The organism is Allorhizobium borbori (assembly GCF_014196535.1).
In the GTDB taxonomy this organism is placed as follows: Bacteria; Pseudomonadota; Alphaproteobacteria; order Rhizobiales; family Rhizobiaceae; genus Ectorhizobium; species Ectorhizobium borbori.
The window spans coordinates 26,439-41,628 of record NZ_JACIDU010000015.1; the positions used below are offsets into that span (position 1 = coordinate 26,439).

The 15,190-nt window shown below is 62.4% G+C and carries 11 protein-coding genes; 1 reads left to right on the forward strand and 10 read right to left on the reverse strand.

What is annotated here, in order from left to right; genetic code table 11:
- Window positions 1-51 precede the first annotated feature (51 nt).
- Window positions 52-930 (reverse strand): DUF4344 domain-containing metallopeptidase, encoded by an 879-nt coding sequence (locus GGQ66_RS16880; RefSeq protein ID WP_183793912.1) that lies wholly within the window; start codon window positions 928-930, stop codon window positions 52-54.
- Window positions 931-1,160: 230 nt separating this feature from the next.
- On the opposite strand from GGQ66_RS16880, the gene GGQ66_RS16885 reads away from it, so the two are divergent.
- On the forward strand, window positions 1,161-3,488 hold the full coding sequence (locus GGQ66_RS16885) for a PAS domain-containing sensor histidine kinase (protein WP_183793913.1): 2,328 nt from the start codon (window positions 1,161-1,163) through the stop codon (window positions 3,486-3,488).
- Window positions 3,489-3,506: 18 nt separating this feature from the next.
- Here GGQ66_RS16885 and GGQ66_RS16890 read toward each other — a convergent pair whose 3' ends face one another.
- The 9 genes from GGQ66_RS16890 to GGQ66_RS16930 all read right to left on the reverse strand — a co-directional run bounded on the left by GGQ66_RS16890 (window position 3,507) and on the right by GGQ66_RS16930 (window position 15,110).
- Window positions 3,507-6,446 (reverse strand): bifunctional [glutamine synthetase] adenylyltransferase/[glutamine synthetase]-adenylyl-L-tyrosine phosphorylase, encoded by a 2,940-nt coding sequence (locus GGQ66_RS16890; RefSeq protein WP_370686380.1) that lies wholly within the window; start codon window positions 6,444-6,446, stop codon window positions 3,507-3,509.
- A gap of 90 nt (window positions 6,447-6,536) precedes the next feature.
- Window positions 6,537-7,934 carry a sensor histidine kinase gene (locus GGQ66_RS16895; RefSeq protein ID WP_370686372.1) on the reverse strand — a complete coding sequence of 466 codons (1,398 nt, stop codon included), beginning with the start codon at window positions 7,932-7,934 and terminating at the stop codon, window positions 6,537-6,539.
- A 26-nt stretch (window positions 7,935-7,960) separates the two neighbouring features.
- Window positions 7,961-8,716: a response regulator transcription factor gene (locus tag GGQ66_RS16900; protein WP_183793914.1), complete on the reverse strand. Its 756-nt coding sequence runs from the start codon at window positions 8,714-8,716 to the stop codon at window positions 7,961-7,963.
- A gap of 59 nt (window positions 8,717-8,775) precedes the next feature.
- On the reverse strand, window positions 8,776-10,344 hold the full coding sequence (locus GGQ66_RS16905) for a Do family serine endopeptidase (RefSeq protein ID WP_183794016.1): 1,569 nt from the start codon (window positions 10,342-10,344) through the stop codon (window positions 8,776-8,778).
- Window positions 10,345-10,473: 129 nt separating this feature from the next.
- Complete coding sequence (locus tag GGQ66_RS16910) at window positions 10,474-10,947, reverse strand: cytochrome c-type biogenesis protein (RefSeq protein ID WP_183793915.1); 474 nt, start codon at window positions 10,945-10,947, stop codon at window positions 10,474-10,476.
- The gene (locus GGQ66_RS16915) at window positions 10,944-12,935 is read right to left on the reverse strand and encodes a heme lyase CcmF/NrfE family subunit (RefSeq protein ID WP_183793916.1); all 1,992 of its coding nucleotides are present in this window, start codon (window positions 12,933-12,935) and stop codon (window positions 10,944-10,946) included. Before GGQ66_RS16915 ends, GGQ66_RS16910 begins: the two co-directional genes overlap by 4 nt.
- The gene (gene ccmE / locus GGQ66_RS16920) at window positions 12,932-13,384 is read right to left on the reverse strand and encodes a cytochrome c maturation protein CcmE (RefSeq protein WP_183793917.1); all 453 of its coding nucleotides are present in this window, start codon (window positions 13,382-13,384) and stop codon (window positions 12,932-12,934) included. The genes GGQ66_RS16915 and ccmE overlap by 4 nt, the downstream gene beginning before the upstream one ends.
- On the reverse strand, window positions 13,381-14,520 hold the full coding sequence (gene ccmI / locus GGQ66_RS16925) for a c-type cytochrome biogenesis protein CcmI (protein ID WP_183793918.1): 1,140 nt from the start codon (window positions 14,518-14,520) through the stop codon (window positions 13,381-13,383). The genes ccmE and ccmI overlap by 4 nt, the downstream gene beginning before the upstream one ends.
- Window positions 14,521-14,681: 161 nt before the next feature.
- Window positions 14,682-15,110 carry an RT0821/Lpp0805 family surface protein gene (locus GGQ66_RS16930; RefSeq protein ID WP_183793919.1) on the reverse strand — a complete coding sequence of 143 codons (429 nt, stop codon included), beginning with the start codon at window positions 15,108-15,110 and terminating at the stop codon, window positions 14,682-14,684.
- Window positions 15,111-15,190 lie beyond the last annotated feature (80 nt).

Genomic DNA, 15,190 nt, shown 5'->3' on the forward strand with positions numbered 1-15,190 from the left:
CAAAGGGGGCTTCGGCCCCCTTCTTCATTTCAGACGATCTGCAGACGGGTTCTATTCCTCGTCCTCATCCTCGTCGGGATTGTCGATATACCATTGCGCGTCAAGCTGGGCGCTCTGTTGGAGATCCTCGTAACACAACGTCATTTCGCGGGCGTCGCTGTCCCAATAGGCATTGGGTTCACCGCAGGCGCGGGCCGTGAGCTTGATGCCGTCCTTCAGTTTGAACACACCGGTAAAGGCAGCGGCCACCGTTTCCAGCACCTCGTTTTCCTCTGCCATCTCACGGAAATAGGCAAGCCTGCGGTCATTCGTCGGCTGATAGCGAATGGTGAAATCGATCGTGTCGTTCTTGTCGGCCTCGTGCGGGGCAAGGACCCTGCCCCAGCTTGCCACGAGTTCCTGATATTCGCCCTTGCACTGTTCGCGGCGATAGGACGGAAACTCGATGGACTCGGCGAACTCCTTGAAACGCTTCTCATCCTTGCCAAGCATGAGGCACACGACGTTATAGGCCCGCTGTTCGCTAAGACCGTGGGAATCCCAGACGGCGAGGTCCTCTTCCCGGCTTTCTTCGAGGCCAGCCGTAAGAAACCAGACATTGGCGAAATCCTCGACAATGCTGTTGAGATCCTCATCCTCGCCCTCGAGCAGAAGCATGACGGCAAGTGAATCCGCTGCATCTTCCTCGCGCCCCAGCACCGGCAACGAAAATTCGGAAATCAGCATGTGGCCGGCTTCATGGAAGACTGTCGCGATGGCGTTATTCAGTGCGAACTGGTCGGCTTCGTCGGCCTGTTCCTTCGTGATCTTCTTGTAGATTGGCGGACGGCGGGTTTCCGCCGCCGCTGCATTGCCGCCGGCAAGCAGCGACGCACCCACCAGCCCTATCAAACCCGCAAGACCTGCCCGCAGCACCGACAAATCGCTCACCCTGTTTCCCCGTTACCCCTTTAAGCCGAGGTCACACTAACCGGTGGCGATTAAACTTTTCCTTCGGATTCCCGTCACTTGCGGGCGCCGCAGAAAAATTATCGATTCGAATGAGGCACTTAAGATTTTGTTCACCAAACCCGTATGGACAACACGAATCGCCTTTGATTCATTAGGCTAGATTCGGGCGGGCGGTGCTTCGAATATCACGAGGGTTCAAAGGCGGGACAATGGCGGACGTGCGGCGGGCAACCGCAGCCGATGGATGGCTGCGTGTCAAATTTCCAGGCATCGACCGGTGGGCGATGGACCTGCGTGGCTTGTCGCTGCCGCTGGACGAGGCCGCGGTCAACAGTCATCCACGGGCAGAAGTGATCCTCAAGCGGGCCATTCCCGTTCTGATCGTCGCGTTTCTCAGTGTCGTCGCGCTGGCGCGCGTCTTCGGCATTCTTTCCGAACATGACCGCCTGGAAGCGGCGTCCCGGCAATCGGTGGCCCTGACTGCGTCTGCTGCGGAAGCCGCCTTTGCGGGCGACGGAAAACTGTTTCAGTCGGGTGATCGCGCCTCTGTGGAGGCGCGTCTGGCAACCTATCTGCCTGAAAACCGGTTGAGCGAAGGCAGCCTCGTGCTGGCCATCGGTCCGAACGGAACCGTGTTCGCCAGTACCCCCGCTGGCCGCGTCTTTGTTGGAGGCCCCGTCGCCAGCCTGCTGCCGGAAGTCGCCGTTTCGCAAAGCCAGTCCGGTGTCATGCGCACCCGCATCTCCGGCGTCGAACATTACGCTATCATCAGCCCCGTCGGGGCCGAAGGTGGCCTCCTTCTGACGGCCCGCTCACTGGCACCGATCGAAGCCTTCTGGCGCAGCGAAGTCGCGCTGGATGGTACGTTGTTCGCGGGCATCTCCTCCATCCTGCTCGTCATCCTCTATGCCTATTACACGCAGGTGAAGCGGGCGCGGGAAGCCGACGAGGTGTTCCTTGAATCGAACATGCGTGTGGAAACGGCCCTTTCACGCGGGCGCTGCGGATTGTGGGATTTCGATCTCGCCAATCGCCGGCTGGTCTGGTCGCATTCCATGTATGAAATGCTCGGTCTCCAGCCCTCCGACCGGGTACTTTCCTTCGCCGATGCGGCGCGGTTGATGCATCCCGGCGATGGCAATCTCTATGCGCTGGCGCGCTCCATCCGCCGCGGCAAGGACCGGCAGATCGATCAGGTGTTTCGCATGCGCCATGCCACCGGTCACTACGTGTGGATGCGAGCACGCGCGCAGATCATCCATTCCCAGAATGGACGTACCCATGTCATCGGCATCGCCATGGATGTGACGGAGCAGCACCGCCTGGCGCAGCGCTATGCCGAGGCCGACCAGCGACTGGCGGATGCCATCGAGTGTACATCCGAAGCCTTCGTGCTGTGGGACAAGAACGACCGTCTGGTGATGTGCAACGCGCATTTCCAGCAGGCTTACGGTCTTCCGGACAGTGTGCTGGTTCCGGGCACCGAGCGCTCCGCCGTGCAGGCCGCCTCGACGCGACCCATCATCGAACGCCGCGTGGCGGGGCCCGACCGCAGCGATTCCTCGCGCACTACCGAAGTGCAGTTGGCCGACGAGCGCTGGCTGCAGATCAATGAACGCCGCACCCGCGATGGCGGCCGGGTTTCGGTCGGGACCGACATTACGCTGCTCAAACGCCATCAGGAGCGCCTGCGCGAATCCGAACGCCGCCTGATCGCCACCATCAGCGACCTCTCGGCCTCGCAGGCCAAGCTTGAGAAGCAGAAGGAAGAGCTTTCCGTCGCCAACACCAATTACCTCGCGGAAAAGGACCGTGCCGAGGCGGCGAACCGTGCGAAATCGGAGTTCCTCGCCAATATGAGCCATGAGCTACGCACGCCGCTCAACGCCATTCTCGGTTTCTCGGAAATCCTGCTGAACCAGATGTTCGGCCCGGTGGGGTCGGCGAAATATTCGGAATATGCCCGCGATATTCACGACAGCGGCATTCACCTGCTCAACGTCATCAACGACATTCTCGACATGTCGAAGATCGAGGCCGGTCACATGAAGATCCGTCGGGAGACGATCGATCTCTCGCCGCTGATCGACGAAACGCTGCGGCTGACTGCCGTTGCAGCCGAAGAAAAGCAGATCCGCGTCGAACAGCGCATTGCCGAGGGCCTGTCGATGGTCGCGGACCGGCGCGCCATGAAGCAGATCCTCCTCAACCTTCTTTCGAACTCGGTGAAATTCACGGATCGCGGCGGACGGATCGCCCTTCGCTCCCGCAAGGGTGACGGCGTCATGCGCCTCACGATCGCGGATACCGGCATCGGCATTCCCGCCAAGGCGCTGAGCAAGATTGGTCAGCCTTTTGAACAGGTGCAGAGCCAGTATGCCAAGAGCTATGGCGGCTCAGGCCTTGGGCTTGCCATATCGCGGTCGCTGGTGATGCTGCACGAGGGCACGATGAAGATCCGTTCGCGCGAAGGGCGGGGAACCGTCGTTACGATCTCGATCCCCTGCCCCGAAGGGGAATGCAGCGAGACGGCGTAACGACGGCATCAGGCCGGCCTATTTCACCGTCGCCTGGAAAATGCGGCGGACAGCCTTCGACATCCGGGCGAGATCGGCCTCCAGCAATTTCAGCGTCGGCACATCCGCCGCCGTGCAGATAAGGTCGACCAGCCCCGCCGGCGCATCCTTCGGCTCGAACGGACCATCGATGCAAAGCCGGATGATCTGGGACAGCTCGCCGTAAAGCGCCAGCGCTCCAAGGCAGGTTTCCATTTCATCGGCCCCCAGCCGCCCCTCGCCGAGAGACTTCAGTGCTTCGGCGGTGCTCGCCCCTCGACCCGCAGCCCGGTCGCCGGTCAGTGCCAGATATTGAGCGATGAACTCGATATCGATCAGACCGCCGGGAATGAGCTTGAAATCCCAGATGTCGCGCGGCGGCTTTTCCTTGTCGATCAGGCTGCGCATCTCGGCAACGTCCGCGGTCACCTTCGCCCGGTCACGCGGTGTGGCGAGAATCTCGGCGATCACCGCTTCGGCTTGCCGCTTCAGGTCTTCATCGCCGCAAACGATGCGCGCGCGCGTCAGCGCCATATGCTCCCAGGTCCAGGCTTCCTCGCGCTGGTACTTGGTGAAGGCGTTGATGCGGGTGGCGACCGGCCCCTTGTTGCCGGAGGGGCGAAGCCGCATGTCGACCTCGTAGAGAATGCCCTCCGCCGTCGGCGCCGAAAGCGCCGCAATCAGCCGCTGGGTGATGCGGGTGAAATAACGTACGGCGTCGAGCGGCTTCGGCCCCGTCGATTCCGCCGCCGCATCGTCGTAATCGTAAAGAAGAATGAGATCGACGTCGGAGCCGGCCGTCAGTTCGAAGCTGCCGAGTTTGCCCATGCCGACCACGGCGACACGACCGCCGGGAAAATCGCCATGGCTCTCGCGCATTTCCTTCACCACGGCATCGAAGGCCGCGCCGATCACGAGATCGGCAAGATGGGTGAAGGCACGCGCCGCGATCCCACCGCCGATCGAACCGGTCAGCAGGCGAATGCCGATGAGGAAGCGTTGTTCGGCGGCGAAGATGCGCAGGCGGTCCAGCACCTCCTCATAATGCGGTGCCCCGCCGAGAAAGGCCGTCAGTCGTCCGGCCAGATAGTCACGTGTCGGCAGCTCCGCCATGAGGCCGGGATCGAGCATGCCGTCGAACACATGCGGGCGCTTGGCAATGGTATCGGCCAGACGCGGCGCCGCCGACATGATGTTCACCAGAAGCGCCAGCAGGGCGGGATTGTTGCCAAGCAACGAGAAAAGCTGAATGCCGGCGGGCAGACCGGCCAAGAAACTGTCGAAACGCAGCAGCGCATCATCCGCCTGCCGGCTTTCGCCGAATACCCGCAGCAGTTCCGGTGTGAGTTCCGTCAGCCGTTCGCGTGCCTCCACCGAGCGTGTGGCGCGGTAACGGCCGTTGTGCCAGGTGCGTATGACGCGCGACATATCCTCCGGCCGCTTGAAACCGAGACGCTTCAGGGTTTCGAGCGTGCCTGGATCGTCCTTCTGGCCGGTGAAGACCAGATTGCCCTCGCCAGCAGAAAGCTTGCTTTCCTGCTCGAAGAGATTGGCGTAACGGGTTTCGACCGTTCTGAGCGTTTCTTCCAGCTTTCTCGAAAAGCCCGCCGTATCGGCAAAACCAAGCATATAGGCAATACGCTTCAACTCGCTTTCCGTATCCGGCAGGATATGGGTCTGCTCGTCGCGCACCATCTGGATGCGGTGTTCCACATCGCGCAGGAACCAGTAGCAGCGAGTGAGTTCGTCGCGGGTTTCGGTATCGATCCAGCCGGCTTTGGCAAGCTCGGCGAGCGCCGCCTCGGTTGGTCGCACGCGCAGCGGCGGCATGCGTCCGCCGGCGATCAGTTGCTGGGTCTGGGCAAAGAACTCGATCTCGCGAATGCCGCCGCGCCCGAGCTTCACATTGTGGCCCTTCACGGCAATCGAGCCATGGCCCTTGTGCGCATGGATCTGCCGCTTGATCGAATGAATGTCGGCAATCGCCGCATAATCGAGATATTTGCGGAAGATGAAGGGGGTCAGTTCCCGCAGGAAATGTTCGCCCGCCGTAAGATCGCCGGCGATGGGCCGTGCCTTGATGAAGGCGGCGCGTTCCCAGTTCTGGCCTCGGCCTTCGTAATAGAGCAGCGCGGCTTCCACCGGAATGGCAAGTGGCGTCGAGCCGGGATCGGGACGCAGACGCAGATCGGAACGGAAGACATAGCCATCACCGGTGCGGTCCTGCATGATGCGAACGAGGCGACGCATCATGCGGCCCAGCACTTCCGTGCCGTCGTCAGGGTCGGGCAGAATGCCAGCCAGCGGCTCGAAAAAGACGACAATATCGATATCGGAGGAATAGTTCAGCTCATAGGCGCCGAGCTTGCCCATGCCGAGAACGACCATGCCCGATCCCTCGGAGGGCGCCGCCGGGTTCTTCAGGGTCACCTTGCCGGCATCATGCCCGGTCAACAGAAGATGGTCGATGGCTGCCGCCACGGTGGCATCCGCCAGAAGGCTGAGCGACCGGGTCGTCTCCCGCGCGCCGAAAATACGGGCGAGATCGGCCAGCGCCACCGCATAGGAAACGCGCCGCTTGGCAATGCGCAAGCGCGACATGACCTCGCTTTCGGAAGGCGCCGCGCCGCTTTCGGCCGGACGCCAGCTTTCGCGCGCCTGTCGGATGCCGTCTTCCACAAGCGTCTCTATCGGGGAAGAGAGGGCAAGCGCCAGAGCCTTGGGATCGACGGCGGTCACATCGCGCAGATAGGGCGAAAGCGTCAGCGCGGCGATGACGAAGGCACGCAACGGGCCGTCTTCGGCCATCAACGCCGCTACCTCCGGTTCGCGCTGGGCTGCTTCCTTCAGCACAGAGGTTACATTGCGCGTTTCCGCCTGACTCATCGGTCTGATGACGCCTTCGCGCACATCCCGAAGCCATTTGCCCGTGATTCTCACCTGACCCGTCACATTTTCCTCCCGTATGCGGCATCCGGAAGGTGATTCCCTCTCTTTTGCCGTTTTACGCGAAGCAATCTAGGCGATTGTTCAGGGAAACACCATGCGGACCGTCAAGCCGGGTGTGGCTGCGGTCGGGTCGGTCGCCTTCAGTTCCAGCTTGCCACCGTGGAGTTCCATCACAGCAGCCACCAGCGAAAGGCCAAGGCCGGTGCCTGGCTTCGAACGGCTTTCATCGAGACGCACGAAGCGCTTGGTCACGTCGTCGCGGCGGTCTTCCGGCACGCCCGGTCCGTTGTCAGCCACCGAAAGCACGGTCCTCGCGCCCTCACGGGCCAGCGTTACGCGGATTTTCGCAGGGCCATCGCCGCATTCGGCATATTTGATGGCGTTGTCGAGCAGGTTGGTCAGCGCCTGCCCGATCAGTTCGCGGTTGCCCTTCACCCTGAGGTCGGGAGCTATATCGGCCTCGAGCGCCAGCCCCGCCTCGTCCGCCACCGGCTCGTAGAGTTCGGCGCTGTCGGCGGCGATGGCCGACACATCAACCTCCTGCATCTCGGCGGCAATCGAGCCGGCCTCGACGCGCGAGATCATCAGCAGGGCGTTGAAGGTGCGGATCAACTGGTCGGATTCGGCAATGATGCCTTCAAGCGCCACACGCCGTTCGTCGCCATCGCGTTCGGCAAGCGCATCGGCGGCCTTGTTGCGCAGGCGGGTCAGCGGTGTCTTCAGGTCATGGGCGATATTGTCGGAAACCTGCCGCAGCCCCTCATTCAGCTTCTCGATGCGGTCGAGCATGGCGTTGAGCGAGCCGGACAGACGGTCGAACTCGTCGCCGGAGCCCGTCACCGGCAGGCGTTCGGAGAGATCGCCGCCCATGATCTTCTTGGAGGCCGCCGACATCCGGTCGATGCGCTTCAGCGCATTGCGGCCGATGAAGAACCAGATGATGACCGCGCCGCCGCCCATGATCGCCAGCGCCACCATAAGCGCCCGGCGCACCAGCGCGCGGAACCGGTCGGGATCGCCGAGATCGCGACCGATGACGATGCGAAGCCCGTTATCGAGGAAGAAGACATGGCCCATGGCCAGATGCGGACGGGCATTCTCCGCGTCGTTATAGCGGTCGTAGCGGAAGGGGCGCTGCGTCCAGCCCTCCTTGTCCATGACCCCCGGCTGAATGTCGGCGACGTTGCCCGCAAGAATCTCGCCGGAGGGATTGGCGATGATGTAGAGACCGGCACCAGGCTGGCGGGAGCGCCGCTCCATGCTGCGCAGCAGGCCGTTCATGCCGTTGAGATTGTAGGCGCGCTGCACCTCCGCCATTTCCTGCTGCAACGCGTCGCGGGTCTGCTGGGTCAGCAGACGCTCGGACAGCGCCGTCACATAGAAGACGAGGAAGGAGGCGCAGAGCGCAAACAGCAGGATATAGACCGCCGAAAGGCGCACCGCCGTCGATTTGAAAAGAAGGCGAAGGTTGGTCGTCACGGTTGTTCCCGAGCAGAAAGGACGGTTCAACCGTCATCCTTGATCATGTAACCGGCACCGCGAATGGTCTTCAGCAACGGGCGGTCGAAATCCTTTTCTATCTTCGAGCGCAGTCGCGAAACGTGCACGTCGATGACATTCGTCTGCGGATCGAAATGGTAATCCCAGACATTTTCGAGCAGCATGGTGCGGGTTACCACCTGGCCCGCATTTTTCATCAGATATTCCAGCAGGCGATATTCGCGTGGCTGCAGCAGGATTTCCTTGCCGGCCCGGCGCACCTCGTGGGAAAGCCGGTCAAGCTCGAGATCGCCGACGCGATAGGCCATGTCCTGTTCCGGCGTACCCTTGCGGCGGGCCAGGACCTCGATGCGGGCCAGAAGCTCGCTGAAGGCATAGGGCTTCGGCAGATAATCGTCGCCACCGGCCCTTAGCCCCGTCACGCGGTCGTCCACCTGGCCGAGTGCGGAGAGGATCAGCACCGGCGTATTGATGCCGCGCTTGCGCAATTCACCGATCACCGACAGGCCGTCGCGGCGCGGCAGCATCCGGTCGATCACCATCGCGTCATAGGTGTTTTCCGTGCCCATGAACAGGCCGCTTTCACCGTCGCTTGCGTGATCGGCGGTAATACCGGCCTCCTTGAACGCCTTCACCATATAGGAGGCTGCGTCGAGATCGTCTTCTATAACCAGAATCTTCATGTGGGGGACAATAGCGTTGCCGGCGCTTGCCGTGCAACCGGGATCGTCCGGAACCGGATGCGTCGTCGTCTCCGTCATCGTCCTCTCCCTTGAAATGAATGTGCCGGGGCAAAGCCCCGGCACAGGTTGGTTCAGTCTCAGCCCTGGTTGATGGGCAGGGCCACGAAGCGGCTACCCTGATCGCTTTCGATCTGGAACAGCGCCTTGCCGCGACCGTCCTTGCGGGCGGCCTCGACCAGCTTGGCGGCCTCTTCGGCGCTCTTCACCGGCTGGTTATTGATCGCGCTGATCTTCTCACCGGACTTGAGACCGCGTGCTGCGGCTTCGGAGTCCGGATCGACATCGACGATATCGAGACCCTTGCCGTCCGAAGAGGGCACTACGCTCACACCGAGCTTGCCGATTTCCTGCTGGGCAGCAGCGGGAGCCTGCTCGCTGGAGCCTTCGTCACCGCTGGCGGCTGCGGTCTTGTCGACCGGCAGCTCACCAAGCTTCACCTTCAGCGTTTCGGCCTTGCCGCCGCGCCAGATGGCCACCTCAACCTCAGTGCCCGGCGAGTAGGAGGCGATCTTGCGGGCAAGATCACGGGCATCCTTCACCGTGTCGCCATTGACGGCGGTCACGATATCACCCTGCTTCATGCCGGCCTTTTCACCCGGCGAGTTCTCGGTCGGAGATACGACCAGCGCACCGGAGGCCTCGGCCAGACCAAGCGATTCGGCGATGTCCTTCGTCACAGGCTGGATCTGCACACCGAGCCAGCCGCGTTCGATCTTGCCGTTCTTGATCAGCGAAGCCACGACGTCCTTGGCCGTGTTGGCCGGAATGGCGAAGGCGATACCAACATTGCCGCCGCCGCCCGGAGAAAAGATAGCGGTGTTGATGCCGACCACTTCGCCTTCGAGGTTGAAGGTCGGGCCACCGGAATTGCCGCGGTTCACCGCCGCGTCCACCTGAATGAAGTCATCATAGGGACCGGCTCCGATATCGCGGCCACGGGCCGAAACGATACCCGCCGTCACCGTGCCGCCGAGACCGAACGGGTTGCCAACGGCAACCACCCAGTCACCGACGCGCACCTTGCTGTCATCAGCGAACTGCACATAGGTGAACTTGCGATTGGCATCGACCTTCAGAACCGCAAGGTCGGTGCGGCTGTCCTTGCCCACCAGCTTGGCGTCAAGCTCGGTGCCGTCGTTCAGCACGACAGTATACGCAGCACCATCGGCAACAACGTGGTTGTTGGTCACGAGGTAACCGTCTTCGGAGATGAAGAAGCCGGAGCCCTGGGAAGTCGGGCGCAGCGGACCCTTGCCATGCGGACGGTCGGCGCGGTCACGCGGGCGGTCCTTGCCGTCCGGGCCACCCATGCCGGGGCCGCCGAATTCACGGAAGAAACGCTTCAGCGGGTGATCTTCAGGCAGGCTGTCGAAGCCGCGACCGCCGAAGCCGAAGGAGGGGCCGCTGTCATCCGAGGCGGTCTGAACGTTGGACTGGACACGAACGGAAACGACGGCGGGAGAAACGGCATCGACCACATTGGCAAAGCTTGCGACCTGTGGCGCGTTGACCTTGACGGGCGCGGCCTGGGAGAGCGTGACGCCGGCCGGCAGACCGGACATCAGCATGACAGCGGCAAGCCCGGCAACAGCAGAGCTTTTCAGGATCGTCTTGGGCGAGAGAGAACCATTCTTGCGGGTGAGCATGGCGAACTTACCTTCTTTCTTCACTTGACTGCGGCCGCCCGTGGGCGGGAAGCGGTGGATGGTGAAGATATAGGTGGTGTCACCTTACTGCGAAGTGTCCGCGGGATGAATTATTCGTAAGGTTGGCAATCAGCTTTCGTCCGTCTTGTCCCGGTTCAGGAGACGATCCAGTTCGGCCTTTTCCGTATCGCTCAGCGGCACCGCACCCGCTACCGACGGACGCCGGCGCGCAAAGATGATGAGAACGCCCAGACCAATCACGAACAGGGCCGCCGGCGCTCCCCACAGAACAAGGGTCCTCGCACTCAGACGCGGTTTCAGCAGAACGAATTCGCCATAACGCGAAACGACGTAGTTGATGACCTGCTCATCCGTGTCGCCCTTGACGATCCGTTCACGCACCAGAATGCGCAGATCGCGGGCCAGTTCTGCATTGGAGTCGTCAATCGACTGATTCTGGCAAACCATGCAGCGCAGGTTGGCGGAAAGCCCGCGTGCGCGCGCCTCCAAAGCGGGATCGGACAGCACCTCGTCCGGATTGACTGCCAGTACCGGCGAGGCCGTCAACAGCAGACACAGGGCAAGAAAGAGCGCGCGGGTCATTCGGCAGCCTCCGCGGCATATGCCTTTACCGGCTTGGCGCGTCGGGCCGGCGCGCCGACGCGCAGACGCCGATCGCTCAACGAAACGAACCCGCCCGCCATCATTACCAGCGCGCCGCCCCAGATCAGCAGCACATAGGGTTTCCACCAGATGCGTACGACAATGCCGCCGTTCGACATGGGATCACCCAGCGAGATGTAAAGCTGGCTCGTTCCGAAAGTCACGATACCGGCTTCGGTCGTCGGCATGCGCCGTGCGGTGTAGAGACGCTTGGACGACCATGTATCGGCCACCTGCACGCCGTCGCGGCTGATGGAGAAATGGCCCTGCTCTTCGGTAAAGTTCGGACCCTTCGTCGCTCGCATGCCGTCAAACTTGACCGCGAAGCCGCCCGCCTGAACAGTCTGGCCTTGCGTCATTTCCACGACGTTTTCCGTTTCGAAGGTCGTGACCGCGACGATGCCAAGCACGGTGATGCCAAGCCCCGCATGGCCAAGCGCCGTGCCGAAGGCCGAACGCGGCAGGCCCGTCAGCCGCTTCCAGCCAGTGGAGACGGAAACCTTGCCAAAGCCCGCGCGGTACCAGAGGTCGGCAAGCGCGCCGAAGACCAGAAAGAACCCGGCGGCAAGCCCCAGCACCGCCAGAACCGGACCGCCATTCTTCGCATAGAAGAAGACAAGCCCCGCCACCAGAGCAAGGCCGGCAGCGACATAAAGTCGTTGCAGCGCGCCCAGAAGGTCACCCCGTTTCCAGGCCAGAAGCGGCCCGAAGGGCACGGCAATCAACAGCGGCACCATCAGGAGGCCGAAGGTCAGGTTGAAGAACGGCGCACCGACGGAAATCTTCTCGCCGGTCAACGTTTCCAGCACCAGCGGATAAAGCGTGCCGATCAGCACCGATCCCATCGACACCGTCAGGATGAGGTTATTGAGGACAAGCGACCCCTCCCGCGAGATCGGCGCGAACAGGCCACCGGCCTTGAGCAACGGCGCGCGCCATGCAAACAGCGCGAAGGCGCCGCCGATGAACAGCATCAGGATGCCGAGAATAAACACGCCGCGGGTCGGATCGGTCGTGAAGCTGTGCACCGAGGTCAGCACGCCCGAGCGCACGAGGAAGGTGCCGAGCAGCGACAGCGAGAAGGTGACGATGGACAGAAGAACTGTCCAGATCTTCAGCGCCTCGCGTTTCTCCATCACCAGCGCCGAGTGCAGAAGCGCCGTTCCCGCCAGCCACGGCATCAGCGAAGCGTTTTCCACCGGGTCCCAGAACCACCAGCCGCCCCAGCCGAGTTCGTAATAGGCCCAGTAGGATCCCATGGCGATACCCGCCGTCAGGAATGTCCAGGCAGCGAGTGTCCACGGGCGCACCCAGCGCGCCCAGGCCGCATCCAGCCGTCCGTCGAGCAGGGCCGCGATGGCAAAGGAGAAGCTGACCGAAAAGCCGACATAGCCGAGATAGAGCAGCGGCGGATGAATGGCGAGGCCGACATCCTGCAGGATCGGATTGAGGTCTTCGCCCTCCGCCGGAACGGGACTGAGACGGATGAAGGGATTGGAGGTGAGGAGAATGAACAGCGCGAAGGCCACCCCCATCCAGGATTGGACGGCCAGCGCATTGGCCTTCAACGATTCCGGTAGGTTACGGCCGAACAGGGCAACCAGCGCCGAAAAGAAGGTCAGGATAAGCAGCCAGAGCATCATCGAGCCTTCGTGATTGCCCCAGACCGCCGAGAAGCGGAAAATCGCCGGCATGGCTGAATGCGAGTTTTCCCAGACGTTCTTGACGGAGAAATCCGAGGCCTCGTAGGCCCAGACCAGCGACAGAAAGGACAGCAGCACCAGCACGAAAAGGGCGTAAGCGCCGGTTGTCGCCAGTTCCATCATGCCGGCATCGTTGCGCCTTGCACCGATCACCGGCAACACCGAATTGATCAGCGCCACCGCAAGAGCCAGAACCAGCGCATAGTGACCGATTTCAACGATCATGGCTTGCCCTCCTCGGTGTGCTGCCAGAGACCCTGTTCCTTCAGGCGGTCGGCCACTTCCTTCGGCATGTAGTTCTCGTCGTGTTTGGCGAGAACGGTGTCGGCCGTGAACTGCGGCCCGCCTTCGGCAAACCGTCCTTCGGTCACCACGCCCTGCCCTTCGCGGAAGAGATCGGGCAGAATGCCGGTGTAGGAAACCGGAATTTCGGTGTTGCCGTCCGTTACCTTGAACGACACCGTCGAACCCTCGCCACGTACCACCGAACCCTCGGCCACCAGACCGCCGAGACGGATGCGCGTACCGGGCGTCAGGTTCGCCTTGGCGATGTCGCCCGGCATGTAGAAGTAGGCGACCGACTGGCCAAACGCGAACATGATGAGCAGAACGGCGGCGAGAATGAAGCTCATTCCCCCTGCGATTACGGCCAGGCGCTTCTGCTTGCGTGTCATTTCATCGCTCCTTCCACATCGAGGCCCGCCTGCTTGGCCATCGCCACGAGTTGCCTTCCCTCCGTCCCATCGGCGGGGAAGGTCGTCAATGCGACCTTCAGCGCGGCCACGGCCTTGTCCTTTTCGCCCAGAACCGCATAGGAGCGAACCAGTCGCATCCAGCCTTCGAAATTGTTCGGGTCTTCCTTCAGCCTGGCGTCGAGGCTGGCGACCATGCCGCGGATCATTTCCTGCCGGTCGCCGGATGTCATACCTTCGGCAGCCTTCACATCCGCTTCGGTCGGGTTGCCCGGCGCGCTCGCGACAGGCGGCCCGTCGCTGCTGTTCTTGGCAATGTGTTCGCGCAGAAGCGGCAGCCACGGCGCATCCGCCGGTGAATCCTTTTCAAGCGCTTCAAATGCAGCCTTCGCCTCGTCGCGGCGCCCCGCCTGCTCCATGGCCAGCGCCAGATAGAAGCGCGGGCGCGGGCTTTTCGGCTCACGACGCGCGGCCTCCTCGAAGGCAAGGCGCGCGTCTTCGGTCACGATACCCTGATTGCCGGCCATGATCGTTTCGCCGAGCCCCGTCGCACGCTCGGCGTTTACGCCCAGAAAGCGGATCGCATTCCGGTAGGCAAGTTCCGCATCCCCCAGTCGCCCGCCGCGGTAATAGATCGGCGCGAGAATGTCCCAGCCTTTGCCGTCGTTCGGATTTTCGGCCAGATGCCGCTCGGCTTTGGCCACGAGGAGGTCGAGATTGTTGCCGGGATTTTCCAGACGTGCTGCCAGCGGCTGGTCCGGCGTACCCGGACTGCCGGTCAGCAAGTAAAGACAGAGCCCCGTCGCGGGCAAGACAACGATGACAATCCCTGCCGCAATCTTGCGCAGGGTCGCACCGGAGGCGCGGCGGCCGTCAGCGGCACCTGTTGCCGAAACGGCAATCAGGCGGCGGCCGATCTCGGCACGGGCATTGTCCGCCTCGACCTCACCGATCAGCCCCCCGGCCAGATCACGGTCGATTTCCCTCAACTGGTCTTTATAGACGGCGGCTTCACCCGTGCGTGCGGCATCGCCTTCCCGCCCCGGTCGCATCAGCGGCTTAAGCAGAAACACGGCGACGGCGGCGGTCAAAATAGCGACGATGATCCAGAACAGCATGAAGGCCCATTACGTTAGCCGGTGGCGTATTCCAACTGCCAAACCGGAGATGACGCGAAATTGAGGCGTTAGGCCGCAGGCCCAAGCAGCCTCCCCGACCCTATGCCGGGGACTTCCGTTTCACCATCTGTATGCGGGGTCAAACTGGCTCTGGCCTTGACTTATGTCAACGGCGTCCAGGTTCCGTCCGGGTTGCGACAAGCTGCCCCACGAACGGTTGCCTGCTTGCCGGAAGCCTCCAGAGAGTGTCTGTACTGCCGGCAGTTCTGAGCGCCGACCTGATAGGGCGCGGCGGCAACGACGCTGCCTTTGGCGCCACGACCTTCCCACACCACGGGCTGGCCGCCGGGTGCGGCTTCCAGCGCCTGATATTCGGCCTCCAGCGCACGCTGGCCGTCGCTGCCGCTCAGCGTCAGTCCGCTGCGCGCCACAATGCCGCCCTGAAGCGCGCTCAGAAAAGCGGAAGAGCCTGACGCGCGACCACCGGTAAGCATCCCGCTGCCCGTCGTGCTACCCCGCGTAACACAACCGGTGGCAACAACCGCAACGAGGCATGGCAGCAGGATGACACGAGCAAGCGAAGAGGCCATCTTAAAATCCGTATGACGAAAAAGACCGCGCCTCACGTCGTGTGCGGTGCGATGTAACTGTTTTTCACGTTTTCTCACGT

What these genes read in the sequence shown, in the direction of transcription:
- GGQ66_RS16885 (WP_183793913.1), top strand. Translation starts at nt 1,161, where the DNA reads ATGGCGGACGTGCGGCGGGCAACCGCAGCCGATGGATGGCTGCGTGTC.
- GGQ66_RS16900 (WP_183793914.1), bottom strand. Translation starts at nt 8,716, where the DNA reads ATGACGGAGACGACGACGCATCCGGTTCCGGACGATCCCGGTTGCACG.
- GGQ66_RS16905 (WP_183794016.1), bottom strand. Translation starts at nt 10,344, where the DNA reads ATGCTCACCCGCAAGAATGGTTCTCTCTCGCCCAAGACGATCCTGAAA.
- GGQ66_RS16910 (WP_183793915.1), bottom strand. Translation starts at nt 10,947, where the DNA reads ATGACCCGCGCGCTCTTTCTTGCCCTGTGTCTGCTGTTGACGGCCTCG.
- GGQ66_RS16915 (WP_183793916.1), bottom strand. Translation starts at nt 12,935, where the DNA reads ATGATCGTTGAAATCGGTCACTATGCGCTGGTTCTGGCTCTTGCGGTG.
- ccmE (WP_183793917.1), bottom strand. Translation starts at nt 13,384, where the DNA reads ATGACACGCAAGCAGAAGCGCCTGGCCGTAATCGCAGGGGGAATGAGC.
- ccmI (WP_183793918.1), bottom strand. Translation starts at nt 14,520, where the DNA reads ATGCTGTTCTGGATCATCGTCGCTATTTTGACCGCCGCCGTCGCCGTG.
- GGQ66_RS16930 (WP_183793919.1), bottom strand. Translation starts at nt 15,110, where the DNA reads ATGGCCTCTTCGCTTGCTCGTGTCATCCTGCTGCCATGCCTCGTTGCG.